This is a genomic window from Sphingomonas sp. BK345 (assembly GCF_014193845.1).
Classification (GTDB): domain Bacteria; phylum Pseudomonadota; class Alphaproteobacteria; order Sphingomonadales; family Sphingomonadaceae; genus Sphingomonas.
In genome coordinates this window covers 95220-118373 of sequence record NZ_JACHZX010000008.1, presented here as the reverse complement: position 1 = coordinate 118373, position 23154 = coordinate 95220, and the positions used below count along the sequence as shown (strand labels likewise).

The following is a 23154-nucleotide window of genomic DNA, read 5'->3' as shown; positions in this document are numbered from 1 at the left end:
CGCCAAGTACATCCGCTGAAAGGGCCTACGCGGGCTGTTCTTGTCAACAGGTGTGATGTATCGCTTGCTGCGTGAAAGCCGACCCACCGAAATGGACTGACAAGGTATCCGCCGCGGCAACCGTCTTCTCGGTATTCGTTAGCGTTGCGGCTCTTGGAGTCGCTTTCTTCGGCTGGCGCACTTCAGATCAACAGGCGGCGATCGCCCGTGAGCAGATCAAGTTGGCGCGGGAGACCCTCATTGTTCAGGTCAGGGTCGAGGCTTTGCGAAGGTACAACGAGGCCTACGCTCAATTAGATAGCGCTTTTCAATCTTCGAGTGCTGCTACCGGACAAGTGGGTATCGATCTCGAAGAACCATCTGTGATATCGTCATTGTCTTTACTTGACGCTAGAAAGGTGGCGTCTGTGACACAGGTCAATATCGCCGCGCTCCGTACCTATGTAGGTCAGATAAATGGATCGCGCGGCTTATGGTCTTCGGACACCGACGAAAAGATTGCTCATGCCGGATCAGATGCCGTAGAAGCATTCGGCTGTTTCGGAGCTACTGCAAGTCCTCCGATTGGTAAAGAGGAGCTTCTTATCAAGAGATCGGAGCTTCTCAAGAAGTGCTCTCATTTGGCAGCAAAGTGGCGCAACTTTACAGATGCTTCAAACGCCGCGGTAAATGCCATGTCAGCTGAAACCCGCTCGAGCATACAGGGAACTGGTGCCGTAATCGATTTCTAAATCGGTTCACCGGTCGCCTGCGTCACCGGAACTCCGGCCACACTGGGTGCCCGGCGCCGACCAGCGTCGGCTCGGCTCGTCGTACGCCAGCGGCACCGCTCCCTCCATTATGTTGGTAAGCGGCCGCGAACAGGTAGCATTGCCGAACTCATCCGGATCGGATCACACCGACCGCTAAGCGGTTGACTCTCTGACATGATGTGGCGCTACCTGCCGCCAACAGCCGAGAAGAGAGGATCGCACATGCGCCGTCTGCTTATCGCCGCTCTGGCCGCCGCTACGGCCGTTCCCGCGTCAGCTCAATACTACACGCCCGGCGGCAGCTTGGACGGGCCTTACATCCCTCCGTCGAGTTCGAACGGCTACGAACGAGGCGGTGCCGCATTCACTCCGACCATGGCGCGACAGAAGCTCGCGTCCGCGGACAAGCTTCGTGCTGAGGTGCAGGCCATGCAGGCGCAGAACGGCGGTGAGTTGACGCGAGAGCAGGTCGCGTACGTCCGTCGGCAAGTCAGCCGGATCACCGGTTGTAAGCCGTCCGCGATGAGCCCTGGGGATCGCTGCCCGGGCTAAAAGCCGGCGAGCCGGGCTGAGCGCGCAGTGCGCGGCGGGTCGCCGGCACACAGACGTCCTCGTCGCCTCCCCGCCGCGCTCGGCCTGCTGCCACGTAGCGGGTGTTTCGCCATAATGCACATAGATAAAGGCGTTGCCGGCTATGAGGAATGGTTAATACCTGTCAGCCTCCTTGCATGAGCATGTTCGGACCGCCGCAGATGTCATCGACTGCGTTTCGCGAGCAAGCAGCTCGATGCCGGCGCCTCGCCGCCGAGGTCGGCAATGAACGGGACGCTGCGAACCTGTTGACCATCGCTCGAGAGAACGACCAGCGCGCCTTCTACGCCGGGCTGATCGAGCACAGGGCCGCGAAGGACCTTGGATGAAGGGGCTGCGCCGGCATCTTTCGTGAGGTCCGCCGGCGCAGCCTGTCAGCGGTTCAGCTCTGACGCTGCTTCTCTAACCCATGTCAGTTAAGATTGCGTTTCGTCATACGCCAGCGGCACCGTAGCCTCACCCATCATGTTCGCGAGCGGCCGCGAGTAGGTCGCCTCCCCCATCATCGGCAGCGGCTGATCGGATAGGATCTCAAACTCGCGCATCGTGCGATCGACGATTATCGTGGCGAGCATCACCCGGTTGCGGGTGACCGCCTCCTGACCACCGACCGACAGCCCGCGCACCAGAGCCGGCGACGCGGTCCGCAGCGCTGCCGCCACCTTGTAGATGAGCTCGTCTCGACTGACCTGGCGCACTGGAACCTCCGCGACTCGTGTGATCGCTTGTTCCCGGCTTGTTCCAACATCGCAAGGGCGATTGACGAGCGCGCGGCGGCTATAGCTACGGTTTGGAGTACATCTCTTTCGTCAGTTGATTACTGAGAGCTTCAAATGGGGTCTCTTCGCCTGGTACATAATCAACTTTTGCGTTTTTCATCCCTATGGGCTTTGCGGAGTCATCGTCTGGAGCCCAGAAAAATAGCCGTTCCCGCTGGCCGGCGAGCTCTACTCCGATTGCTCCTTTTATCCTAAGAACTCTATTTAAATTGTCCTTTGATGTCCCGTAACGAATGACTGCATCTACACGACCATGCAGTTGTCCTGTTTTAGGTAAACTACGGTATATGACAGCATCGAAAAGGTTAGTGTCGAGCCCTGGATAAATCGTGACGGTGTCTATAACACCTTCGAAAGGCTCACCTCTAACTCCACCAAGACTAGACTCAGATTTGACAACACGAGCGTACAGCGTAACATCGTTTGGATTATGAATGATCGGAAGAAGCTGAAAGAATTCCTTGCCGCTTTCCTTATCTACGCCAACACGATTATTGATGTTACGATAAGCTAACAGATAATTCTGCGCCCTCTGCTGCTCTTGGAATGCGGCCCTGGCTGCCTGCAGATCTGCCTGCATCTGGCTAATGCCTTGTCGAAGGCCGCCATAGTAGCTGATGGCGTTCAGAAGCAGCAGGCCTACCAACGCCCAGGTTTGCCAAGACCCCCAATCCTTGCGGGTCTTCTTTCGAAGCTTCTCCCAATCGCTCACTGCGGCGCTCGCATCGCCACCAGCTTGAGGATCCTCCGCATCGCCTCGGGTCGGCTCATCGGCTCTTGAGCGGCGATCCAGGCGTCGAGCAGCTCGAGATCCTCGGGTGGCAGCTTCACCAGCACGCCCGTCGAGCCGACCGCAGGGCGCCCGCGCTTCTTTTGGATATCGGGTATTGCGTCCGCCATAGTTAACGGATATCTAAAAGGACGAGCCAGCGCAAGGCTTAGGACCCTCGCGCCGGCTCTAACCACAACCGATCGCGGAAGGATCGACCATGGCTGACCGAGCCCCTATCACCTCAAATGCTGAAGGCGTAGCTAAGACCGGCGCCGCTGTCCCTATGCTGGCCATCGAGCGCAGCACGATGGATCGTGTGGCGCATCTCCAGATTACCGCCGAGTACGTCATCACGCTGTGCGAGATCACGGCTGACAAGATCCGCGACTTCGCCAAGCTGCTCGATCGCACGATGGGGGTGCAAGGAATTGGCGCTTTCCAGGAATGGACGACCTTCTCCACCTTGCTCGATCTTGCAGTGACCCAGGCCGAGCTGATGAAGCAGGTGTCGCTCGATGCCGAGCACGCCGCGATGAACGCGGAGAAGGTCGCATGATCCGCGCAACCAGCGTTCTCGCCCGAGGCAATGTCGACGAGAACACGTGGTTCGATGAGATCGACGAGCACCTGGAGCGCTACGCCCGCTTTGTGCAGCGGGTGAAGGAGCCGGGCATCGATGCCGAGACGGTCCGCATGCGGTACGTCCTCGTGCAGATGGAGGTGCGGGCTCTCATGGAGCACGGCGTCACGGTGTGTGGCGGCATCGGGCACGCCTGAAGCAAGCTGCGCCTCCATGTCGCATTCGTGTTGCATGGAGGCGCCGGCAGCGCACCGGAATCGACGGAAATCTGCGGAAAACGCCGATAAAGCGGGCAGGGGAGAAAGCAGCAAAAAAAAGAGGCTCTAAGAGCCCGAAAGTGGCTGATTTCTGCGCTTTTTGGATGGTAGCGGAGGAGGGACTTGAACCCCCGACACGCGGATTATGATTCCGCTGCTCTAACCAGCTGAGCTACTCCGCCCCAAGGGCATTCGCCGAAGCGAGGGCGCCTCTTAGCAGGGCGCGCGGTGCCGTCAAGCGGCAACCGGCACGCCGTAAAGATCATGCTCGTCGGCGTCCTCGATCGCGACGCGGACGATGTCGCCGGGCGCGAGATGACCGGCATCGCGCAGCTGTACCTCGCCGTCGATCTCGGGTGCATCCGCCTGCGAGCGCGCCGTGGCGCCGCCGCCCGCCGGGTCCACCGCGTCGACGATCACCTCCAGCGTGCGCCCGACCTTGGCGGCGAGCTTGGCCGCCGAGATCGCCGCGGTCTTCTGCATGATGCGGGCGTAGCGCTCCTCCTTGACCGTCTCGGGAACCGGGTCGGGCAGGTCGTTCGCCGACGCGCCCGCGACGGGCTCGAAGCGGAAGGCGCCGACGCGGTCAAGCTGCGCCTCGTCGAGCCAGTCGAGCAGATACTGGAAATCGGCCTCGGTCTCGCCCGGGAAGCCGACCACGAAGGTCGAGCGGATCGCGATGTCGGGGCAGATCTCGCGCCACGCGCGAATGCGGCCGAGCACCTTGGCGTCGTTGGCGGGCCGCTTCATGCGCCGCAGCACCGCGGGCGCGGCGTGCTGGAAGGGGATGTCGAGATAGGGCAGCACCAGCCCCTCCGCCATCAGCGGGATTACCTGGTCGACGTGCGGATAGGGGTAGACATAGTGGAGCCGCACCCAGGGCGCGATCCGGCCGAGCTCGCGCGCGAGGTCGGTCATGTGCGGCCGCACCTCGCGGTCCTTCCAGCGCCGCGGCTGATCGCGAATGTCGATTCCGTAGGCGGACGTGTCCTGACTGATCACCAACAGTTCCCGCGTCCCCGCCGCGACCAGCTTCTCCGCCTCGCGAAGGATCGCGTCGGGGCGACGGCTGACCAGGTCGCCGCGCAGCGACGGGATGATGCAGAAGGAGCAGCGGTGATTGCAGCCCTCCGAGATCTTCAGATAGCTGTAATGGCGCGGGGTCAGCTTGAGCCCGGCGTCGGGGATCAGATCGACATACGGGCTGATCGCGGCGGGCGCGGCGGCGTGGACCGCCTCGACCACCTGCTCATACTCATGCGCGCCGGTGATCGCGAGCACGTCGGGGAAGCGCTGGCGGATCGCCTCGGCTTCCTTGCCCATGCAGCCGGTGACGATCACGCGCCCGTTCTCGGCGATCGCCTCGCCGATCGCCTCGAGGCTCTCCTCCTTGGCCGAGTCGAGAAAGCCGCAGGTGTTGACCAGCACGACGTCGGCGCCAGCATAGTCGGGCGACATCTGATAGCCGTCGGCGCGCAGCTGAGTCAGGATGCGCTCGGAATCGACCAGATTCTTCGGGCAGCCGAGCGAGACCATGCCGACGCGCGGCGGGGAGGGGAGTAGAGTTGCCATGAGACGCCGCGCACATAATGCGCGACGGCCCGATTTGCCAGCACTGCTGACGTAGCGTTAGGACCGCGCGATGATGGGGCGGGAGACAGACGCGATGCTGGCGATCGGGCTGATGTCGGGCACCTCGCTCGACGGCATCGATGCGGCGCTGGTCGAGACCGACGGCGAGCGCGCGGCGCGGCTGGTGGCGTTTCGCGGTGAGCCCTATTCGGATCAGGCGCGCGCGCAGCTCGCCGAGGCGACCCAGCTCGCGCTCGGCTTCCAGCGTCCGCGCGCGAGCCCGCCGATCGTCGCCGCCGCCGAGCTGATCACGCGCACCCACACATTGGCGGTGCAGAAGTTATTGCGCGACGCCGGGGTGACGGCGGGCGAGGTCGACGTCATCGGCTTCCACGGCCAGACCGTGGCGCATCGCCCCGACCGCGGCTGGACCTGGCAGATCGGTGACGGTCAGACGCTCGCCGACGTCACCGGCATCGCCACGGTCGCCGACTTCCGCTCCGCCGACGTCGCCGCGGGCGGGCAGGGGGCGCCGCTGCTGCCGGTCTATCACGCCGCGCGCGCCGCCGCGTTCGACGAGCCGGTGGCGGTGCTCAACCTCGGCGGCGTCGCGAATATCACCCTGGTGGCGGACGGCGCCCCGCTCGCCGCCTTCGACACCGGCCCCGCCAACGGCTTGATCGACAGCTGGATGGAGCAGGAGGCGGGCGAGCGCTTCGACCGCGACGGCGCCACCGCGGCGGCGGGTCGGGTCGACGAGAGCGTGCTCGGCGCGATGCTCGATCACCCCTTCTTCGACGCGGCTTATCCCAAGTCGCTCGACCGCAGCGACTTCACGATACAACCGGCGCGCGGCCTGGGCTTGGCCGACGGCGCGGCGACGCTGACCGCCTTCACCGCGGCGAGTGTCGCGGTGGCGCTGCGGCTGCTGCCGCGCGCGCCGCGGCGGCTGCTGGTCGGCGGCGGCGGGCGGCTCAATCCGACCCTGATGCGGATGATCGCCGAGCAGACCGGCCTGCCGGTCGAGCCGGTCGACGTGCTCGGATGGAACGGCGACTCGCTCGAGGCGGAGGGCTTCGCCTTCATGGCGGTACGGACGTTGCGCGGCCTGCCAATCAGCTTTCCCGGCACCACCGGTGCGCCGCGTCCGCTGTGCGGCGGTACCGTGTTCCGGCCCCGTGCGCGCTGAGGCTCAGCGTGTGACGGTCACCGTCGCGGGGTGGTGCCTGTCGAGATAGCGCTTGATCCGCTTCACGTTTCGCGTGTTCGAGCGATACATCAGGTCGGCCGCGTCGCCGATCAGCGGAACCGCGCCGAGCAAGGTGTCGAAGCCGATCCGCGCCGTCATACCCATCAGCGCGGCGCGGCCCATACCGAGATTGCGCGCCTCCCACACGATCCACATGCCCATCGCCGCGGTGACCAGATCGCCCGCCACCGGCACCAGCCCGATGATGGCGTCGAGCCCGACACGACGGTTGATGCCCGGGATCACGAACAACCCCTCGAGCAGCTGCTCCACCGCCTCGACCCGACGGCGCACGGATGCGGGGTCGCTGCCGGTCGGCAGCGAGTCGAGCAGCGGCGCGGTCAGCAGCCTGGGGCGAGCGTTCATGCGACTCAATTGGTGTCGGCGCGCAGCCGGTTCAACGGGTGCCAGGCACGCGCGTTGGACTGCCATTGGCGCAGCCGCAGCGCTACCAGCGACCAGCGCAACGGTCGCGCCAGCGGGATGAAGGCGACGTCGTCGGTCAGCAGCCGATCGGCATTGGCACTGGCGCGAGCGCGCGCGTCGAGCGTGTCCGCGCGCCGCGCCGCCTCGATCGCCTCGCGCGCCGGGTCCGCGCAGGCGACACAGGCCTCGGCCAGATACCAGCGCGCGCTGTCATAGGGCGCGACCTCGTCGACCAGGCGCAGGTCGGCGTCGGCCGCGTCGGCGGCGACGCGGACTGGCCTCACGCCGATCGCGTACAGGTCCCGCGCCATCCGCGCCCACAGCAACGTCCCGCCCGCGCCGCCGGGCAGCGCGAGCCGCAGCGTCGGCGCCGCGCCGTCGGCGAGCCGCCACGCGCTCACGCGCGCGCGGGCGGCGGCCTGGCGCTGCTCGGGGAGGACCGTGCTCCAGCCCGGGTTGGCGGGAGGCGCGGCGGAGTCGAGCTGTTCGGGCAGAACGGTCTCGCGCGCTGCCCAGTCGCTCGACACGCTCGCCACGAGATCGCCGCGGTCGAACGCCATCGCGACCGCGCCGCGGTTGGCGGCGTCGGCGAGGAAGCCGTCGCGCCGGACCACCGCCAGGCCGAACAGTCCGGCCGCCGGATCCAGTTTGACGTTGATCGGGGCTGGATTGGCGGCGCGCAGCAGCGGCCAGTCGGCGATCGTGCCGCCGGCGACGAGGTCCGACTGGCGTTCGACGAAGCGCAGGATCGCGCTGGCGGCGCGCTCGCCGCGCAACAGCACGTCGTCCTCCGGCGCGGGGCCGGGTTCCTCCGGTTCGCGCTCGGGATCGAGCGCGGGCGTGAGCAGCAGCCCCCCGGCGCGCTCGGCGCGCTGTCGGAACGGCCCCGCACCGCCGGGCGGGCGCGGGCGATCGCGCACCAGCGCGAGCTCCGGCTGGGCAAATAGTTTCAGCAGGTCAGGGCGCGGTCGCGTCAGCTCGACCTCGATCACCTCGGGGGTCATCTCGACGATGGACGAGACCGCCGTGAGATAGGGCGCGAGCCGGTTGCCCGAGCGCGCGTTGATCTCGCGCCGCAGCAGCGCCACCACCTGCGCCGCGCGCACCGGTGCGCCATCCGCCCAATGCGCGTCGCGCAGGCGAAAGATGTAGCTGCGGCCCTCGTCGGTGACGATCCAGCGCTCGGCCACTCCCGGCTCGACCTGACCCGAAGCGTCGAGCCGGACGAGGCCCTCGGCGAGCGAGTCGGTGAGCAACCGTTCGGGCTCGCTCAGTCGCGCTCGGCCCCGGCCGGGAAGTTGCGCCGCGCCGCCGATTACGCTGACGACCACCGGTCCGACGTCGGCGCGCCGCCCGCAGCTGGCGGTGGTGAACAGGAGCGCCGCCGCGGTCGCTCGCCCGAGGATGGTGCGGACGGCGGGACTCGAACCCGCACGCCGATGGCAGAGGATTTTAAGTCCCCAGCGTCTACCGATTCCGCCACGTCCGCCCATCGTCGCCCACGAAGCGGTTGCGACGGACCGCGTCAACCCGGCGCGTCACTCGCTGACGTTGAGGCGAACGCGCATCTCCTTGCCGGGCTTGAAGAAGGGCACGCGCTTGGCGTCGACCTCGACCGTCTCGCCGGTGCGGGGATTGCGCCCGACGCGCGCGTCGCGCGCGCGCGTGGAGAAGGCCCCAAAGCCGCGCAGCTCCACGCGGCCGTTGCTGGCCAGCCGCGCGGTGATCTCGTCGAAGAAGGTGGCCACGATCGCCTCCACGTCGCGCTGCGCCAGCTCCGGATTACCGGCGGCCAACTGCTGCACCAACTCCGAGCGTATCATCCTGCGTCCACTTCCGGCGTATACTAAGCGAGCCGGGTTGATACAGATAAGCTTCCCCGCGCGATAGCACCGATCTGGTCGCTTTTCAGCAATATGGGTCAGTGTTGTACGGTTGAGCGCTACCATCGGGCCGGAAGAGGCTCGAACAAGAAAGGGGACCGGCCTCGCGGCCGATCCCCTCGCTCGTCACCTCGCGGCGTCGAATAGCTTACTTCTTGGTGTCGCGTGCCTTGAGCGCCTCGCCCAGGATGTCGCCCAGCGACGCGCCCGAGTCGGACGAGCCGTACTGCGCCACCGCCTGCTTCTCCTCGGAGATCTGCATCGCCTTGATCGAGAAGGTGGGCTTCTTCGAACGGTCGAAGCCGGTGACCATCGCGTCGAACTTCTGCCCGACCTGGAAACGCTCCGGACGCTGCTCGTCGCGATCGCGGCCGAGGTCGGTGCGCTTGATGAAGCCGGTCGCGCCGTCATCGCCCTGCTGCACCTCGAGACCGGCGTCACGCACTTCGAGCACGGTGACGGTGACGACCTGGTTCTTGCCCAAGCGATCGCCCGCGCCCGCCGCGACGGGGCCGCCGCGCTCGAGCTGCTTCATGCCGAGCGAGATGCGCTCCTTCTCGGGATCGATGTCGAGCACCACCGCCTGGACGGTCTCGCCTTTGCGGTGCAGGTTGAGCGCATCCTCACCCGACACGCCCCAGGCGATGTCGGACATGTGGACCATGCCGTCGACGTCGTTGTCCAGACCGATGAAGAGACCGAACTCCGTCGCGTTCTTGACCTCGCCCTCGACGGTCGAGCCGATCGGGTGCGCGGCGGCGAACGCCTCCCACGGGTTGTTCTGCGCCTGCTTCAGGCCCAGCGAGATGCGGCGCTTGTCCTCGTCGACCTCGAGCACCACCACGTCCACCTCCTGCGAGGTCGACACGATCTTGCCGGGGTGGACGTTCTTCTTGGTCCACGACATCTCGGACACATGGACGAGGCCCTCGATGCCCGCCTCGAGCTCGACGAATGCACCGTATTCGGTGATGTTCGTGACGCGGCCCGACAGCTTGGCGCCGACCGGGTACTTGGACGACGCGCCGTCCCACGGATCGCTCTCGAGCTGCTTCATGCCCAGCGAGATGCGCTGCGTGTCCTTGTTGATGCGGATGATCTGCACCTTCACGGTGTCGCCGATGTTGATCATCTCGCTCGGATGGCCGACGCGCTTGTAGCTGAGGTCGGTGACGTGCAGCAGGCCGTCGATCCCGCCCAGGTCGACGAAGGCGCCGTAGTCGGTGATGTTCTTCACCACGCCGTCGATGATCTGGCCCTCGTGGAGCGACTGGATCAGGCCCGATCGCTGCTCGGCGCGGGTCTCTTCCAGCACCGCGCGACGCGACACCACGATGTTGCCGCGCTTGCGGTCCATCTTGAGGATCTGGAACGGCTGCGGAATGTCCATCAGCGGCGTGACGTCACGCACCGGGCGGATGTCGACCTGCGAGCCGGGGAGGAACGCCACCGCGCCGTTGAGGTCGACGGTGAAGCCGCCCTTGACGCGGCCGAAGATCACGCCCTCGACGCGCGCGGTCTTGCTGAACTCGAGCTCGAGCTTGTCCCAGGCGGCCTCGCGGCGCGCGCGGTCGCGGCTGAGCATCGCCTCGCCGTGCATGTTCTCGACGCGGTCGACATAGACCTCGACCTCGTCGCCGACCTTGAGCTCGGCCTTCTGTCCCGGCGCCGGCGCGAACTCGCGCAGCGGCACGCGGCCCTCGCTCTTCAGACCGACGTCGATCACCGCCAGGTCGTTCTCGATGCCGGTCACGGTGCCGAGCACCACGCGGCCCTCGAAGCTGTCGGCACCGCCGAACATGTCATCGAGCAGCGCCGCGAATTCGTCGCGCGAGGGAGTTGCCGTAGAGGCCATAAATGCTTCGTCCTAGTCGTGTTTCCGGCCAAGCGGTTGGGTCCGCTGGTCTTGGCCATCACCGTCGCGGCGGCCGCATGCCGCGCGCGACATCCGTGTCGGCACGAGGTGCGAGGAGACGCCGCCCATAAGCGAAAAGGCGCGAGAGGACCTGCCTGTCGCGCCATGCCTCCGCGAGCCCCAGCCCACCGGACCATTGCCATATAGCGGATAAGGCGAGGACGGACAAGCCGGAGCCGCAGAGGCAGCCGGGGTGCTGCCACCGCCCGATCGCTGGCACGGCGGAGAAGTGGGGCGACCCATGTTACCGCGCTGCCCGCGCACCGGGCACCACCCTCACGCCGGCGGCGCGGCCACCGCGGCGGCGCGCGCCAGCCGCCCCTCGACCAACGCGATCGCCTTGGCCACCGCGGCCTCGATCGACAGGAAGCTGGTATCGAGCTGCGCCGCGTCGATCGCGGGCACCAGGGGGGCGGTGGCGCGCGAGCTGTCGCGGTCGTCGCGCGAGCGGATGTCGGCGAGCACCTGGTCGTAGCTGGTGTCGTCGCCGCGCGCGCGCAGCTCGGCATGGCGGCGCTGCGCCCGGATCGTAGGGGTCGCGCGGATGAACAGCTTGGCGTCGGCGTCGGGGGCGATCACCGTCCCGATGTCGCGCCCGTCGAGCACCGCGCCGCCGGGCTGGTGCGCGAACCGTTTCTGCCGCTGGAGCAGCGCCGCGCGGACCAGCGGATGCGCCGAGACGATCGAGGCGATCTGCCCGGTCGCGTCGTCGCGCAATGCCGCGTCGGCGAGCAGATCCTCGTCGAAGCCGCAGGCTGCGACCGCGTCGGCCTCGATCGACGGGTCGAGTTCGAGCCGCATGACGGTGAGCGCCACCGCCCGGTACAACAGGCCGGTGTCGAGGTGGGGGACATGATAATGACGGGCCAGCGCGCGCGCGATCGTGCCCTTGCCCGAGGCCGCCGGCCCGTCCACCGCGATGATCACGCCGTCTCTCCGGAAAGCTCTGCGAGTTGCTGATAGAAGGCGGGATAGCTCGTGGCGACCGGGCTCGCGTCGTCGAGCGTGATCGAGTCGCGCGCGTACAGGCCGGCGACCGTCATGCTCATCGCGATGCGGTGGTCGAGCTGGGTCGCCACGGTGGCGCCTCCCGCGATCTTCTCGCCGCCGTTGCCGTGTACGGTGAGCCCATCCTCGTGCTCGACGGTGGTGACGCCATTGGCCTCGAGCGCGACGCGCATCGCGGCGATCCGGTCGCTCTCCTTGACGCGCAGCTCCTCCGCACCACGCGCGACGGTCGCGCCGGCGGCGAAGGCGGCGGCGACGAACAGCACCGGATACTCGTCGATCATCGACGGCGCGAGATCGGGGGGCACCTCGATCCCGCGCAGCGCGGCGTGGCGCACGCGCAGGTCGGCGACGGGCTCGCCGCCCACCGTGCGGGGCTCCAGCTCCGCGATGTCGGCGCCCATCATGCGGAGCGCGGTGACGAGCCCGGCGCGGGTCGGGTTGAGGCCGACGTTCTCGATCACGACATCGCTGTCGGGGACGACCGAGGCGGCGACCATCCAGAACGCCGCGGACGAGGGGTCGCCCGGCACCGTGATCGACTGCGCCCGCAGCTCGGTCTCGCCCTCGAGCGCGATCACCCGGCCGCGCGGTCCCTGCTCGACGGTGAGGCGCGCACCGAACCCCGCGAGCATGCGCTCGCTGTGGTCGCGTGTCGGCACCGGCTCGATCACGCGCGTGATGCCCGGCGTGTTGAGCGCGGCGAGCAGCACCGCCGACTTCACCTGCGCGGAGGCGACCGGCAGCTCATAGACGATCGGCACCGCCGGGACGAGGCCGCGCACCGTCAGCGGCAGCCGGCCGCCGGGCGCCGCGGTGATGTCGGCGCCCATCTGCGCGAGCGGCGTGATCACGCGTCCCATCGGCCGGCCCGAGAGCGAGGCGTCGCCCACGAACGTCGCGCTGACCGCGTGGCTCGCCACCAGCCCCATCAGCAGCCGCGTCGAGGTGCCCGAATTGCCCATGTCGAGCGCCTGCGCGGGCTGGAGCAGCCCGCCGACGCCCACCCCCTGAACGCGCCACACCGCGTCGTCGCCGCGCGCGATCGTCGCTCCCATCGCGCGCATCGCCGCGGCGGTGGCGAGCACGTCCTCGCCCTCCAGCAGGCCTTCGATCCGGCTCTCGCCGACCGCCAGGGCCGAGAGCATCAGCGAGCGGTGGCTGATCGACTTGTCGCCGGGAACACGGATGCGGCCGCTCAGTCGGGCCGGCGCGCGGATCACGCGTGGGGAAGGGGAGGTGTGAGGGGAATGCGCCATGGTGCGCGGTGCTTGCCAGCCGGCTTGTGCTATGGCAAGGCGCGCCCCACTTCGGCGGCCACCCATCGTCGATCCACCCATCCGAAAGGCTTTGCACGGCATGATCAAGCCGGAATGGGGCACGAAGCGTACGTGCCCGAAATGCGCGACGCGTTTCTACGACCTCGAGAAGGACGACCCCGTCACCTGCATCAACTGCGGGCACGCGTGGGAGCCCGAACCGATCCTCAAGTCCAAGCAGCCGCTGCCGTTCGAGCAGGCCAAGCCCGACAAGCAGGAGCCCGATCGCGATCTCGCCGGTGACGACGAGGATCTGGACACCAACGAGGACGAGGAGCCCTCGGCCGACGACGAGGTCGACCTCGGCGGCGACGACGATCTCGGCGTCGAGACCAGCAGCGACGAAGACGAGAACAACTAAGACCGAAAAAAATGCGAGGCAGGCGGCTCAGGCCGCTTGCCAAGCCAGCGGCCCCCGGCTAGGGGGCTGCCTCCCGGGACGGAATGGGGCCGTAGCTCAGCTGGGAGAGCGTCGCAATGGCATTGCGAAGGTCAGGGGTTCGATCCCCCTCGGCTCCACCATTCCCTCGTCCCGCCGCCCGCGCCGATGCTGCCGGGTCGTACCCCCCAGCGCTGATCTTCGCGCCGCCGCGACCTTCGCGTGCTACCAGTCCGGCCTACTAGTCGGCTGGTACTTCACGCTCATTTTCTCGTCTCCGCGCGCCGCCTAGGTCGGTGTTCCGGCCTGAACGGCCGCGATCGAGGAACGAGGCGAGCATGGCGGCCAAGAAGATCGACCGGGCGTATCTCCTGCGCGGCTCCGAGGAGCATCTGATCCGCGCCGCGCGCGCCAGCGACGATGCCGCGCGCGTGCTGCACCAGCGCTTCGCCGACCTGTACCGCGCGCGTGCGAACGGCGAACGCCTGGTACAACAGGACTAGTCCTTAAGCGCAAAGTTACCAGGAACGGCCTAATCTGCGATAGGTTTAGCTCCCGATCCGGATGCATGTCGTGTCCGGCCCGGAGGGTTGTTCGTGCGCCACCTCGTTGATCGGATCGCTGCTGTTCCGGCGCCGCTCGGCGCGGTCGTCGCGGTGCTCCGGTCGGCCGGTCGCTCGCGTCACCCGCTCGGCACGACCGCGGCAGCGTATCGCCGCGGCGGCCGCGATCCCGCCCGCTTCGCCACTGCCAAGCCACGTCGCTGCGAAGGGCGCGACGCGGGTGGGATCGATCGTGCGACGATCGCCTCCACGAGCCAGCGCTCGCCCCGGTCGCGCGGGGCGGCGCCGACCCGTTCGAGCATCTGACAGGAGAATCAAGATGAACAAGCATGAGCTTCACGGTGGTGCCCGGTATCTCGGCGGCAAGGTCGAGAAGGCGATCGGCGACACCGTCGACAGCCGCGACTGGCAGGTCAGCGGGGTCAAGGATGAGGTCGCCGGCGGTGCCGAGAAGCTGTTTGGCCGCGCTCAATCGGCCGCCGAGGACGTTGCCGACGCCACGCCGGGGCTGATCGAAGAGGTGCGCGAGAGGGCCGGCGACGCCGCCACGCGCGCGGCCGATGTCGCCCGGCGGGGCGCGCACGAGGCACGCGCCACGGTGCGGGGCGGCGACGAGCGGCTGCTGTGGGCGGCGGTCGCCGCGCTGGGCGGGTTCGCGCTCGGCTGGCTCGCCAGCGGCCAGCGCGGCTGACCCGGGAGCGCGCGTGTCACCGTCGTTGAAAACCCTCCGCGAGACCGCGGATCTGCGCCACCTCCGCCAGATCATCGCCGGTCTCGACGAGGGCGTGATCCTGATCGATCCCGACGAGACCCTGTTGTGGGCCAATGCTGCGGCGCTGGCGATGCATGGGGTCGAGCGGCTCGAGGACCTCGGCGACACCGTCGACGCGTATCGCGCGCGCTTCCAGCTGCGCTACCGCAACAACCACCGGCTCGAGGCCGACGACTATCCGATCGAGCGGGTGGTGGCGGGCGACTCCTTCTCCGAAGTGGTGGTCGAGGTCACCGTCGCGGGCGAGAGCGAGCCGCGCTGGGTCCACCAGGTGCGCAGCCTCGTGCTCAACGACGGCGACGAGGACGCGCCGTCGTGCGTGGTGCTGGTGATCCAGGACGTCACCGCGCGCTACGAGGCGGAGGACCGGTTCGAGCAGTCGTTCAACGCGAACCCGGCACCGGCGGTGATCTGTCGGCTCGCCGACCTCCGATACGTCAAGGTCAACCAGGGCTTCCTCGAGATGACGGGTCACACGCGCGACCAAGTGCTGTGCAAGACCGTCTACGACATCGACGTGCTGCGCCGCGCCGACCGCCGCGAGCTCGCCAAGGAGCGGCTCGCCGTGGGGCGCACGATCCCGCAGATGGAGGCCGAGCTCGATCTGCCAGGCGGCGGCACCAAGCTGGTGATCGTCGCCGGCCAGCCGATCGAGATGGGCGACCAGCCCTGCATGCTGTTCACCTTCGCCGACCTCGAGCCGCGGCGGAAGGCGGAGTCGCAGCTGCGCCACAGCGAGGAGCGCTTCACCCGTACCTTCCAGATGGCGCCGGTACCGATGGCGATCGGCGCGCGCGACGGCCATCTTCTGTGCGAGGTCAACGCCAGCTTCACGGCGCTAACCGGCTATGCCGCGACCGAGATCATCGGTCGCTCGCTCGCCGACGCCGGCCTGTGGTCGAGCGACGCGGTGCGCGCCAGCATCGAGGCTGTGATCGAGGACGGACGCGACCTGCGCGCGCACGAGGCGCGCATCACCGCGAAGGACGGCGGCGCGATCGACTGCCTCGTCTCGACCGAGGCGATCACACTCGGCGACGATGCCTGCCTGCTCTGGGCCTTCCAGGACATCACCCAGCGCAAGGCGACCGAGCTCGAACTGGTCGAGGCGATCGAGGCGGTGATGAAGGACACCAGCTGGTTCAGCCGCTCGATCATGGACAAATTGGCGCGACTGCGCGCGCCCCAGCCTGATCTGGGCGGGGCGGGGATCGACGACCTCACCGCACGCGAGCGCGAGGTGCTGGCGCTGATCTGCCGTGGGCTCGATGACAAGTCGATCGCGCGCTCGCTGGGCGTCTCCGGCAACACCGTGCGCAACCATGTCGCGCGGATCTACGCCAAGATCGGGGTCAATCGCCGCACCGCGGCCGCTGCCTGGGCACGCGCGCGCGGGTTCGAGAGCGAGACGGTCGCGGTCGGGCCGCGGGAGGTGTCGGCATGACGAAGAATCCCGAACGGGGCGAGGCGGCCGACCGTCGTCGCGCCAAGGGAGCGGCACGCGCGGCGATCGGCAAGCTGATCGGCGATGATGCCGCAGTGCGCGAGGGGCGCGCGCAGCAGGAGGAGGCGGGATGCACGCCCGACCCCGCCCGCGAACCGACAGAACAGGAGTGACTATGGCGACGAATGTGACGGGCGGCTACGCGCCGCTGGACGAGAGGGCCTTCGCGCGCGCCGGCACGCGCGTGTCCTGGGGCGCGATCTTCGCGGGCGTGGTGCTGGCGGTGGCGGTACAGCTGCTGCTCGGCATCTTGGGCACCGGCATCGGCCTCTCGATGGTCGACCCGGTCGAGGGCACGACGCCGGGCGCGACCGGGTTCGGCATCGGCGCGGGGCTCTACTGGCTGATCACCACGGTCGTCGCGCTCGGCGCGGGCGGCTATGCCGCGGCGCGGCTGTCGGGCGTGACGGAGCGGTTCGACGCGCTCGTCCACGGGCTGGTCGTGTGGGGCGTCACGCTGATCCTCACCCTCTACCTGCTCACCTCCGCGGTGGGCGGCATCATCGGCGGCGCGTTCCGTACGGTCGGCGCGGTTGCCGGCGCGGCGGGTTCGACCGTCGGCGCGGCGGCACCGAAGGTGACGCAGATCGCGGGCATCGACCAGGGCGACGTGCGCGACGAGGCATCGGCCTATCTCGCCGACGCGCCCGGCGACCCGGCGCAGATGACGCCGGAGCAGGCGCAGAAGGAGATCGCCAAACAGCTCCCGGCGCTGGCACGCGGCGGCACCGATGGCGCGCGCGCCGAGGGCCGCATCGTCGACATCGTCGCGGCGCAGCGCAAGATCAGCCGCGCCGAGGCGCAGGCGCAGGTCACTCGCGCCAAGCAGGACGTCGTCAAGGCGAAGAACGACGCGGTGCAGACCGCCAAGTCCGCCACCGACGCCGCCGCCGGTGCTGCCGCCGGCACCTCCTTCATCCTCGTGCTCGCGCTGCTCGCTGGCGCCGGTGCGGCCGCGTTCGGCGCGACGACGGCGACTCGCCGCCGTCTGCGCTGATGACCGGCGGCGGGCCGGCGTATCGGGCCCGCCGCCCTCTTTCTGCAAGGAGCCTGATATGACCAAGACGATTGGCCTGGGCATCGGCCTCGGCGCACTGCTGGCGCTCACCGCCTGCAACACCGTGCATGGGGCGGGCAAGGATCTCGAGTCGGCGGGTAATGCCGTGTCCGACGCGTCGGGGACCAGCAAGAAGAAGTGATCGCCGCCTGCCCGCGCGATAGGGGCAGCCGGGTCGCGTCGACGGGCGCGACCCGGCCGCTCGCGTCACGTCGAGGCGACGCGGCCGCTTCCCGCCGCGACCCGGCTGCGCCAAAGACGGCATAGCGCCGCGTCCCCCGCGGCAGGGGGCGAGCGGTTGATCAACGAGCATACGATCCGCGACGTGGTCATCCTCGGCGGCGGCACCGCGGGCTGGATGGCAGCGGCGGCGCTGTCGCGCTTCCTCGATAACGGCGTGACGCGAGTCACGCTGGTCGAGTCGGAGGAGATCGGAACCGTCGGCGTGGGAGAGGCGACGATCCCGCCGCTCATCACCTTCAACCAGATGCTCGGCATCGACGAGGACGACTTCCTGCGCGCCACGGCGGGGACGTTCAAGCTCGGCATCGAGTTCGTCGACTGGGGCGCGCTGGGCGAGCGCTATCTGCACCCCTTCGGCGCACACGGTCGCGACCTGCAGGGCATCCACTTCCACCAGCTCTGGCTGCGCGCGGCACGGCGCGCGCGCGAGGCCGGCGGCGCCGTGCCCGATATCGCTGATTGGGCGATCAGCGGCGTCGCCGCGCGCGCGGGTCGCTTCGCGCGGCCCGCACCGGACTCGCCCGCGCCCCTGCGCGACCTGCGCTACGCCTTCCACTTCGACGCGGCACGCTACGCCTCTTTCCTGCGCTGCTACGCCGAGGCGGCGGGCGCGACACGAGTCGAGGGGCGCGTCGTGTCGGTCCGCCGCGACGCCGCGACCGGGCAGGTCGCCGCGCTGCGCCTCGCCGACGGCCGTGAGGTGGCGGGCGAGCTGTTCGTCGACTGCTCCGGCTTCCGCGGGCTGCTGATCGAGGAGACACTGGCGACGGGCTATGAGGATTGGCGCCGCTGGTTGCCGTGCGACCGCGCGGTGGCGGTGCCCTGCGCCTTGCCGGGTGACCCCGAACCCTACACGCGCGCGACCGCGCGGCCGTTCGGCTGGCAGTGGCGCATCCCGCTGCAGCACCGGCTCGGCAACGGCTATGTCTACGCCAGCCGTTACCTCGACGACGACGCGGCCGAGGCGGCGCTGCTCGGCGCGCTCGAGGGGGAGCCGCAGGCGGCGCCGCGCCGCTTGTCGTTCGTCGCGGGGCGGCGGACGCTGGCGTGGAACGCAAATGTCGTGTCGCTGGGGCTGGCCAGCGGCTTCGTCGAGCCGCTCGAGTCGACCTCGATCCACCTCGTCCAGGCCGGCATCGCCAAGCTGATCGCGCTCTTTCCCGACCGCCGCTTCGATCCAGAGGAGCGCGACGAGTACAACCGCCACATGCGTGACCTGTACGAGGACGTGCGCGACTTCCTCATCCTCCACTACAAAGCGACACGGCGCGACGACACGCCGTTCTGGGACGCGGTGCGGACGATGGACGTGCCCGAGACGCTGCGGCGGCGGATGGCGCTGTTCGCGGGCAAGGGGCGGATCTTCCGCGACACCGCCGAGCTGTTCACCACCGCGAGTTGGGTCGCGGTGGGGCTCGGTCAGGGGCTGATGCCGACCGATCACGAACCCGCCGTCGACGCGCTCGACGAGGCCAAGGTCGCCGCCGCGCTGCGCCAGATGCACGCCGCCAGCGCCGCCGCGGTGGCGACGCTGCCGACCCACGCGGATTACCTGCGGCGGGTGGGGCTCATGGCGGGGGCGGAATAGAGGCGCGGGGGTGGTCGTCTTCACGGCCAGACGCGGGCTCGAGACGGACCATCGCGGTTCAACGCTAGCAGAAGGTTCACTCGGGCGCCGCGCGCCCATCGTCTCACCCATCACTCCAGCAGCGTCAGCGGCAATCGCGGCGCTACGACCTCGCGCAGCACGAAGCCCGACTCCATCTGCGTCACCCCCGGCAGTCGCGACAGTTCCTCGCGGTGGATCCGCGCGAAGTCGCCGAGGTCGCGTGCGCGCACCGTGACCAGATAGTCGTAGCTGCCCGACATCAGGTCGCAGCGCACCACGGAGGGGCTCGCGGCGATCGCCTGCTCGAACGAGTCGAGCACGTCCTTGCGCTGGCTCTCCAGCGTGACCTTGATGTGGACGATCGTCGCGCAGCCCAGCTTGGCGAGATCGAGCCGTGCGGCATAGCCGGTGATCACGCCGGCCTCCTCCAGTGCGCGCTGGCGCCGCGCCACCGCGGTGGCGGAGCGGCCGATCGCCTCGGCCAGCGTGAAGGCGGTCGCCCGCGCGTTGCCGAGCAGCAGCGCGATCAGGCGGCGGTCGATTCGGTCGAGAGCGGTGGATTCCTGCGTCATGTACTCACTTTGTGCATGAACTCGGCGGAAAGTCACCCGCGCGCCTGCTACTTCGCGCGGACTCGGCGTGGCGGCAGCGTTATCCTGCGCGCAGGATAGAGGAGCCTGGAACATGCGCGTCGGCGTACCCAAGGAGATCAAGAACCACGAATATCGCGTCGGCCTCACGCCCGGCGCGGTGCGCGAATATGTCGCGCGCGGTCATGAGGTGGTGGTGCAGACCGGCGCGGGGGCGGGCATCGCCGCCGACGACCAGGCCTATCGCGCTGCCGGCGCCGCGATCGTCGACACCGCCGAGGAGGTGTTCGCCACCGCGCAGATGATCGTCAAGGTGAAGGAGCCGCAGCCGAGCGAATGGGTGCAGCTGCGCGAGGATCAGATCCTCTTCACCTACCTCCACCTCGCACCCGATCCTGAGCAGGCCAAGGGGCTGATGGCATCGGGCGTCACCGCGGTGGCCTATGAGACGGTGACCGACCGGCGCGGCCACCTGCCGCTGCTCGCGCCGATGAGCGAGGTCGCGGGGCGGCTGTCGATCGAGGCGGCGGGCACCGCGCTCAAGGCGGTCAACGGCGGGCGCGGCGTGCTGATCGGCGGCGTGCCGGGCGTGCAGCCGGCGCGGATCGTCGTGCTCGGCGGCGGCGTGGTCGGCACCCATGCCGCCCGCATGGCGGTCGGGCTCGGCGCCGAGGTGACCGTGATCGACCGCTCGATCCCGCGGCTGCGCGAGCTGGACGAGCTGTTCGGCGGGCGCGTGCGCACGCGAGTCTCGACGCTGGAGGCGATCGAGCATGAGGTGGCCGAGGCCGACGCGGTGATCGGCGCGGTGCTGATCCCGGGCGCGTCGGCGCCCAAGCTGGTGACCCGGCCGATGCTCGCGTTGATGAAGCCGCGCGCAGTGCTGGTCGACGTCGCGATCGACCAGGGCGGCTGCTTCGAGACCAGCCACGCCACCACGCATGCCGAGCCGACCTATGAGGTCGATGGCGTGATCCATTATTGCGTTGCCAACATGCCCGGCGCGGTGCCGCTCACCTCGAGCCACGCGCTCAACAATGCGACGCTGCCGTACGGCCTCGCGCTGGCCGACAAGGGCTATGCCGCGGCCGAGGCGGACGCCGGGCTGATGGAGGGCGTCAACGTGCGCGGCGGACGGATCGTCAACCGCGTCGTGGCGGAGGCGCTCGGCCAAGGGTGAGGCCAAGGCGCGCTTCGCCGCGCCACCGTGACCTTCGTGCGTGCGGGGTCGGTATACCGCCGACCCCAAGCTCGGTCTTGTTGCGCGCGTCGCGATGACCGGCGCGCGGGCATGAGCCTCGCCGCGCCCGCATCCTTCGACAAGCGCGAGGCCACGCCCTATATCCGGCGGCGATGGCCGAATCCCTCGATCTCGAGACCCCGCCGCCGCCCGCGGGCGCACAGCCCTATCGCGTGCTGGCGCGCAAATATCGCCCGCAGTCGTTCAAGGCGCTGATCGGCCAGGACGCGATGGTGCAGACGCTCGCCAATGCGATCAAGCGCGACCGCATCGCGCACGCCTTCCTGCTCACCGGTGTCCGCGGCGTCGGCAAGACCTCGACCGCGCGGCTGATCGCCAAGGCGCTCAACTGCGTCGGTCCCGACGGGCAGGGCGGCCCGACGATCGACCCGTGCGGCGTATGCGAACCGTGCCGCGCGATCGCCGAGGGGCGCCATATCGACGTGATCGAAATGGACGCCGCCAGCCACACCGGCATCGACGACGTGCGCGAGATCATCGAGGCGTCGCGCTACGCCGCGGTTTCGGCGCGCTACAAGATCTACATCGTCGACGAGGTCCACATGCTGTCGAAAGCGGCCTTCAACGGGCTGCTCAAGACGCTCGAGGAGCCGCCCGCGCACGTCAAGTTCCTGTTCGCCACCACCGAGGTGAACAAGGTGCCGGTCACCGTGCTGTCGCGCTGCCAGCGCTTCGACCTCCGCCGCATCCCCGCGACCCTGCTCGCTGATCATTTCGCGCGCGTGGTCGAGGCCGAGGGCGCGCGGGCCGAGCCCGAGGCGCTGGCGCTGATCGCGCGCGCCGCGGAAGGCTCGGCGCGCGACGGGCTGTCGATCCTCGACCAGGCGATCGCGCACGCCGACCTGGCCGGCGGCGGCGTCAGCGCCGACGCGGTGCGCGAGATGCTCGGCCTGTCCGACCGCAGCGCGGTGCGCGACCTGCTCGGGCTGGTGCTGGCGGGCGACGCGCCGGGAGCGCTCGCCGCACTGCGGCGCCAGTACGATCTCGGCGTCGACCCGCTCGGCGTGATCCGCGCCCTGCTCGAGGCGGTGCACGGCGTCACCCAGATCAAGGTCGGCGCGCCCGATGATATGGCGCAGCCCGCCGAGGAGCGCGCCGCCTATCGCGACTGGGCCGACAAGCTGTCGTTCCCGCTGCTCCACCGCCTGTGGCAGCTGTTTCTCAAGGGGCATGAGGAGGTCCAGCGCGCCGCGCTGCCGATCGAGACCGCCGAGATGGCGCTGCTGCGCGCGATCCACGCCTCGACGCTGCCCGATCCGGGCGAGCTGGCGCGCCGGCTCGCGGGCGGAGCGATGCCGGCGCCCGCCGCCGCACCGGTGGCGCCGCCCGCACCGCCGTCGCCGGCGGACCGCGTACCGAGCGAGTTCGCGGGCGTGCTCGCGCTGCTCGACGACCTCAACAAGCTCGAGCTGCTCGTCCGCCTCAAGCGCGGCGCCAGCCTGGTCCGCTACGCCCCGCCCGAGATCGTACTGAGCGGCGCGCGTCCGCTCTCCACTGACACGCTGACCGAACTTGCCGCGGTGCTGCGCGAGGCGACCGGCATGCCGTGGAAGATCGCGGTCGCGGATGCACCCGGCGCGCCGACGATGTTCGAGGCGGAGCAGGACGCGGTGCAGGCGCGCCACGATGCGGCGCGCGCGCATCCGATCGTCGCGGCCGCGTTCGAGGCTTTTCCCGAGGCCGAACTGATCGACCCCAAACCAGCCAAGCGGAGTATCACGTGAAGGATCTCAACGACATCCTGGCGATGGCCCAGAACGTTCAGAACGAACTGCAGAAGGCGCAGGACAGCCTCGACACGATCGAGGTGGAGGGCGTCGCCGGCGGCGGGCTGGTCAAGGTCCGCGCCTCGGCGAAGGGGCGGATCATCGGCGTCGCGATCGACGACTCGCTGATCGTGCCCTCGGAGAAGCAGATGCTCGAGGACCTCGTCGCCGCCGCGTTCAACGACGCGCGGACCAAGGCGGACGCGGTCTCCTCGACCGAAATGTCGAAGATGACCAGCGGTCTGCCGCTGCCGCCGGGGTTCAAGCTACCGTTCTGAGGCGGGACAGTCGGATTGTTGCGCGGCGG

At 68.9% G+C, this 23154-nt stretch carries 28 protein-coding genes and 3 tRNA genes; 18 read left to right on the top strand and 13 right to left on the bottom strand.

Annotated elements, in window-relative coordinates; genetic code table 11:
• The first annotated feature begins 71 nt into the window (after nt 1-71).
• Together FHY03_RS19110 and FHY03_RS19105 are read left to right on the top strand one after the other, a co-directional pair.
• A complete protein-coding gene (locus tag FHY03_RS19110; RefSeq protein ID WP_183932075.1) occupies nt 72-731 on the top strand; it encodes a hypothetical protein in 660 nt (219 codons plus the stop codon).
• Nucleotides 732-1480: 749 nt separating this feature from the next.
• A complete protein-coding gene (locus tag FHY03_RS19105; protein ID WP_183932074.1) occupies nt 1481-1672 on the top strand; it encodes a hypothetical protein in 192 nt (63 codons plus the stop codon).
• A gap of 87 nt (nt 1673-1759) precedes the next feature.
• Here FHY03_RS19105 and FHY03_RS19100 read toward each other — a convergent pair whose 3' ends face one another.
• The 3 genes from FHY03_RS19100 to FHY03_RS19090 all read right to left on the bottom strand — a co-directional run bounded on the left by FHY03_RS19100 (nt 1760) and on the right by FHY03_RS19090 (nt 3022).
• Nucleotides 1760-2041 (bottom strand): hypothetical protein, encoded by a 282-nt coding sequence (locus FHY03_RS19100; protein WP_183932073.1) that lies wholly within the window; start codon nt 2039-2041, stop codon nt 1760-1762.
• A gap of 85 nt (nt 2042-2126) precedes the next feature.
• Nucleotides 2127-2834, bottom strand: coding sequence for a hypothetical protein (locus FHY03_RS19095; protein ID WP_183932072.1), 708 nt, complete (start codon nt 2832-2834; stop codon nt 2127-2129).
• Nucleotides 2831-3022 (bottom strand): ribbon-helix-helix protein, CopG family, encoded by a 192-nt coding sequence (locus FHY03_RS19090; RefSeq protein WP_260159450.1) that lies wholly within the window; start codon nt 3020-3022, stop codon nt 2831-2833. Before FHY03_RS19090 ends, FHY03_RS19095 begins: the two co-directional genes overlap by 4 nt.
• A gap of 89 nt (nt 3023-3111) precedes the next feature.
• Between FHY03_RS19090 and FHY03_RS19085 the strand changes: the two genes are divergently transcribed.
• Entirely contained in the window at nt 3112-3450 is a 339-nt protein-coding gene (locus FHY03_RS19085; RefSeq protein WP_183932071.1) for a hypothetical protein, read from the top strand.
• Nucleotides 3447-3671, top strand: a complete 225-nt coding sequence (locus tag FHY03_RS19080) for a hypothetical protein (protein ID WP_183932070.1) — start codon at nt 3447-3449, stop codon at nt 3669-3671. The genes FHY03_RS19085 and FHY03_RS19080 overlap by 4 nt, the downstream gene beginning before the upstream one ends.
• 165 nt (nt 3672-3836) lie before the next feature.
• Here FHY03_RS19080 and FHY03_RS19075 read toward each other — a convergent pair.
• Nucleotides 3837-3913 (bottom strand) — tRNA-Met (locus FHY03_RS19075).
• Nucleotides 3914-3965: 52 nt separating this feature from the next.
• The gene (rimO, locus tag FHY03_RS19070) at nt 3966-5303 is read right to left on the bottom strand and encodes a 30S ribosomal protein S12 methylthiotransferase RimO (protein WP_183932069.1); all 1338 of its coding nucleotides are present in this window, start codon (nt 5301-5303) and stop codon (nt 3966-3968) included.
• A 73-nt stretch (nt 5304-5376) separates the two neighbouring features.
• Here rimO and FHY03_RS19065 point away from each other — a divergent pair, with 73 nt between their 5' ends.
• Nucleotides 5377-6492 (top strand): anhydro-N-acetylmuramic acid kinase, encoded by a 1116-nt coding sequence (locus FHY03_RS19065; RefSeq protein WP_260159449.1) that lies wholly within the window; start codon nt 5377-5379, stop codon nt 6490-6492.
• A gap of 3 nt (nt 6493-6495) precedes the next feature.
• On the opposite strand, the gene FHY03_RS19060 is transcribed toward FHY03_RS19065, so the two are convergent.
• The 7 genes from FHY03_RS19060 to aroA form a co-directional block, all read right to left on the bottom strand.
• Nucleotides 6496-6918: a DUF4112 domain-containing protein gene (locus tag FHY03_RS19060; protein WP_183932068.1), complete on the bottom strand. Its 423-nt coding sequence runs from the start codon at nt 6916-6918 to the stop codon at nt 6496-6498.
• Nucleotides 6919-6923: 5 nt separating this feature from the next.
• A complete protein-coding gene (locus FHY03_RS19055; protein ID WP_311722369.1) occupies nt 6924-8309 on the bottom strand; it encodes an ABC transporter substrate-binding protein in 1386 nt (461 codons plus the stop codon).
• A gap of 74 nt (nt 8310-8383) precedes the next feature.
• Nucleotides 8384-8467 (bottom strand) — tRNA-Leu (locus FHY03_RS19050).
• 49 nt (nt 8468-8516) lie between these two features.
• A complete protein-coding gene (locus FHY03_RS19045; protein WP_183920177.1) occupies nt 8517-8801 on the bottom strand; it encodes an integration host factor subunit beta in 285 nt (94 codons plus the stop codon).
• Between the two features lie 208 nt (nt 8802-9009).
• The gene (gene rpsA, locus FHY03_RS19040; protein WP_183932067.1) at nt 9010-10716 is read right to left on the bottom strand and encodes a 30S ribosomal protein S1; all 1707 of its coding nucleotides are present in this window, start codon (nt 10714-10716) and stop codon (nt 9010-9012) included.
• Nucleotides 10717-11052: 336 nt separating this feature from the next.
• Complete coding sequence (gene cmk, locus FHY03_RS19035) at nt 11053-11703, bottom strand: (d)CMP kinase (protein WP_183920181.1); 651 nt, start codon at nt 11701-11703, stop codon at nt 11053-11055.
• Complete coding sequence (aroA, locus tag FHY03_RS19030) at nt 11700-13043, bottom strand: 3-phosphoshikimate 1-carboxyvinyltransferase (RefSeq protein ID WP_183932066.1); 1344 nt, start codon at nt 13041-13043, stop codon at nt 11700-11702. Before aroA ends, cmk begins: the two co-directional genes overlap by 4 nt.
• Nucleotides 13044-13143: 100 nt before the next feature.
• Here aroA and FHY03_RS19025 point away from each other — a divergent pair, with 100 nt between their 5' ends.
• From FHY03_RS19025 to FHY03_RS18985, 10 genes are all read left to right on the top strand, one after another.
• Nucleotides 13144-13464, top strand: a complete 321-nt coding sequence (locus FHY03_RS19025) for a TIGR02300 family protein (protein ID WP_183920184.1) — start codon at nt 13144-13146, stop codon at nt 13462-13464.
• 85 nt (nt 13465-13549) lie between these two features.
• Nucleotides 13550-13625: transfer RNA gene (locus FHY03_RS19020), tRNA-Ala, on the top strand.
• A gap of 195 nt (nt 13626-13820) precedes the next feature.
• On the top strand, nt 13821-13985 hold the full coding sequence (locus FHY03_RS19015; RefSeq protein WP_183932065.1) for a hypothetical protein: 165 nt from the start codon (nt 13821-13823) through the stop codon (nt 13983-13985).
• Between the two features lie 93 nt (nt 13986-14078).
• Nucleotides 14079-14351 carry a hypothetical protein gene (locus tag FHY03_RS19010; protein ID WP_183932064.1) on the top strand — a complete coding sequence of 91 codons (273 nt, stop codon included), beginning with the start codon at nt 14079-14081 and terminating at the stop codon, nt 14349-14351.
• 13 nt (nt 14352-14364) lie between these two features.
• Nucleotides 14365-14736: a CsbD family protein gene (locus tag FHY03_RS20795; protein ID WP_221190345.1), complete on the top strand. Its 372-nt coding sequence runs from the start codon at nt 14365-14367 to the stop codon at nt 14734-14736.
• Nucleotides 14737-14761: 25 nt separating this feature from the next.
• Entirely contained in the window at nt 14762-16261 is a 1500-nt protein-coding gene (locus FHY03_RS19005; RefSeq protein ID WP_221190344.1) for a PAS domain S-box protein, read from the top strand.
• Nucleotides 16258-16434: a hypothetical protein gene (locus tag FHY03_RS19000; RefSeq protein WP_183932062.1), complete on the top strand. Its 177-nt coding sequence runs from the start codon at nt 16258-16260 to the stop codon at nt 16432-16434. The genes FHY03_RS19005 and FHY03_RS19000 overlap by 4 nt, the downstream gene beginning before the upstream one ends.
• 2 nt (nt 16435-16436) lie before the next feature.
• Nucleotides 16437-17318, top strand: a complete 882-nt coding sequence (locus FHY03_RS18995; RefSeq protein WP_183932061.1) for a hypothetical protein — start codon at nt 16437-16439, stop codon at nt 17316-17318.
• Between the two features lie 58 nt (nt 17319-17376).
• Nucleotides 17377-17520 carry an entericidin A/B family lipoprotein gene (locus tag FHY03_RS18990; RefSeq protein ID WP_183920196.1) on the top strand — a complete coding sequence of 48 codons (144 nt, stop codon included), beginning with the start codon at nt 17377-17379 and terminating at the stop codon, nt 17518-17520.
• 159 nt (nt 17521-17679) lie between these two features.
• On the top strand, nt 17680-19209 hold the full coding sequence (locus tag FHY03_RS18985) for a tryptophan halogenase family protein (protein WP_183932103.1): 1530 nt from the start codon (nt 17680-17682) through the stop codon (nt 19207-19209).
• A 110-nt stretch (nt 19210-19319) separates the two neighbouring features.
• On the opposite strand, the gene FHY03_RS18980 is transcribed toward FHY03_RS18985, so the two are convergent.
• Nucleotides 19320-19802 (bottom strand): Lrp/AsnC family transcriptional regulator, encoded by a 483-nt coding sequence (locus tag FHY03_RS18980; RefSeq protein ID WP_183932060.1) that lies wholly within the window; start codon nt 19800-19802, stop codon nt 19320-19322.
• Nucleotides 19803-19914: 112 nt separating this feature from the next.
• Here FHY03_RS18980 and ald point away from each other — a divergent pair, with 112 nt between their 5' ends.
• The 3 genes from ald to FHY03_RS18965 all read left to right on the top strand — a co-directional run bounded on the left by ald (nt 19915) and on the right by FHY03_RS18965 (nt 23125).
• Nucleotides 19915-21000, top strand: a complete 1086-nt coding sequence (gene ald, locus FHY03_RS18975; RefSeq protein ID WP_183932059.1) for an alanine dehydrogenase — start codon at nt 19915-19917, stop codon at nt 20998-21000.
• A gap of 173 nt (nt 21001-21173) precedes the next feature.
• Entirely contained in the window at nt 21174-22805 is a 1632-nt protein-coding gene (locus tag FHY03_RS18970; RefSeq protein ID WP_183932058.1) for a DNA polymerase III subunit gamma/tau, read from the top strand.
• Nucleotides 22802-23125 (top strand): YbaB/EbfC family nucleoid-associated protein, encoded by a 324-nt coding sequence (locus FHY03_RS18965; RefSeq protein WP_183920204.1) that lies wholly within the window; start codon nt 22802-22804, stop codon nt 23123-23125. The genes FHY03_RS18970 and FHY03_RS18965 overlap by 4 nt, the downstream gene beginning before the upstream one ends.
• Nucleotides 23126-23154: the final 29 nt, after the last annotated feature.

What these genes read in the sequence shown, in the direction of transcription:
- FHY03_RS19060 (WP_183932068.1), bottom strand. Translation starts at nt 6,918, where the DNA reads ATGAACGCTCGCCCCAGGCTGCTGACCGCGCCGCTGCTCGACTCGCTG.
- FHY03_RS18980 (WP_183932060.1), bottom strand. Translation starts at nt 19,802, where the DNA reads ATGACGCAGGAATCCACCGCTCTCGACCGAATCGACCGCCGCCTGATC.
- FHY03_RS19085 (WP_183932071.1), top strand. Translation starts at nt 3,112, where the DNA reads ATGGCTGACCGAGCCCCTATCACCTCAAATGCTGAAGGCGTAGCTAAG.
- FHY03_RS18995 (WP_183932061.1), top strand. Translation starts at nt 16,437, where the DNA reads ATGGCGACGAATGTGACGGGCGGCTACGCGCCGCTGGACGAGAGGGCC.
- FHY03_RS19000 (WP_183932062.1), top strand. Translation starts at nt 16,258, where the DNA reads ATGACGAAGAATCCCGAACGGGGCGAGGCGGCCGACCGTCGTCGCGCC.
- FHY03_RS19015 (WP_183932065.1), top strand. Translation starts at nt 13,821, where the DNA reads ATGGCGGCCAAGAAGATCGACCGGGCGTATCTCCTGCGCGGCTCCGAG.
- FHY03_RS19090 (WP_260159450.1), bottom strand. Translation starts at nt 3,022, where the DNA reads ATGGCGGACGCAATACCCGATATCCAAAAGAAGCGCGGGCGCCCTGCG.
- FHY03_RS19045 (WP_183920177.1), bottom strand. Translation starts at nt 8,801, where the DNA reads ATGATACGCTCGGAGTTGGTGCAGCAGTTGGCCGCCGGTAATCCGGAG.
- FHY03_RS19105 (WP_183932074.1), top strand. Translation starts at nt 1,481, where the DNA reads ATGAGCATGTTCGGACCGCCGCAGATGTCATCGACTGCGTTTCGCGAG.
- FHY03_RS19080 (WP_183932070.1), top strand. Translation starts at nt 3,447, where the DNA reads ATGATCCGCGCAACCAGCGTTCTCGCCCGAGGCAATGTCGACGAGAAC.
- FHY03_RS18990 (WP_183920196.1), top strand. Translation starts at nt 17,377, where the DNA reads ATGACCAAGACGATTGGCCTGGGCATCGGCCTCGGCGCACTGCTGGCG.
- rpsA (WP_183932067.1), bottom strand. Translation starts at nt 10,716, where the DNA reads ATGGCCTCTACGGCAACTCCCTCGCGCGACGAATTCGCGGCGCTGCTC.
- FHY03_RS20795 (WP_221190345.1), top strand. Translation starts at nt 14,365, where the DNA reads ATGAACAAGCATGAGCTTCACGGTGGTGCCCGGTATCTCGGCGGCAAG.
- FHY03_RS18970 (WP_183932058.1), top strand. Translation starts at nt 21,174, where the DNA reads ATGGCCGAATCCCTCGATCTCGAGACCCCGCCGCCGCCCGCGGGCGCA.
- aroA (WP_183932066.1), bottom strand. Translation starts at nt 13,043, where the DNA reads ATGGCGCATTCCCCTCACACCTCCCCTTCCCCACGCGTGATCCGCGCG.
- FHY03_RS19065 (WP_260159449.1), top strand. Translation starts at nt 5,377, where the DNA reads ATGGGGCGGGAGACAGACGCGATGCTGGCGATCGGGCTGATGTCGGGC.
- rimO (WP_183932069.1), bottom strand. Translation starts at nt 5,303, where the DNA reads ATGGCAACTCTACTCCCCTCCCCGCCGCGCGTCGGCATGGTCTCGCTC.
- FHY03_RS19025 (WP_183920184.1), top strand. Translation starts at nt 13,144, where the DNA reads ATGATCAAGCCGGAATGGGGCACGAAGCGTACGTGCCCGAAATGCGCG.
- ald (WP_183932059.1), top strand. Translation starts at nt 19,915, where the DNA reads ATGCGCGTCGGCGTACCCAAGGAGATCAAGAACCACGAATATCGCGTC.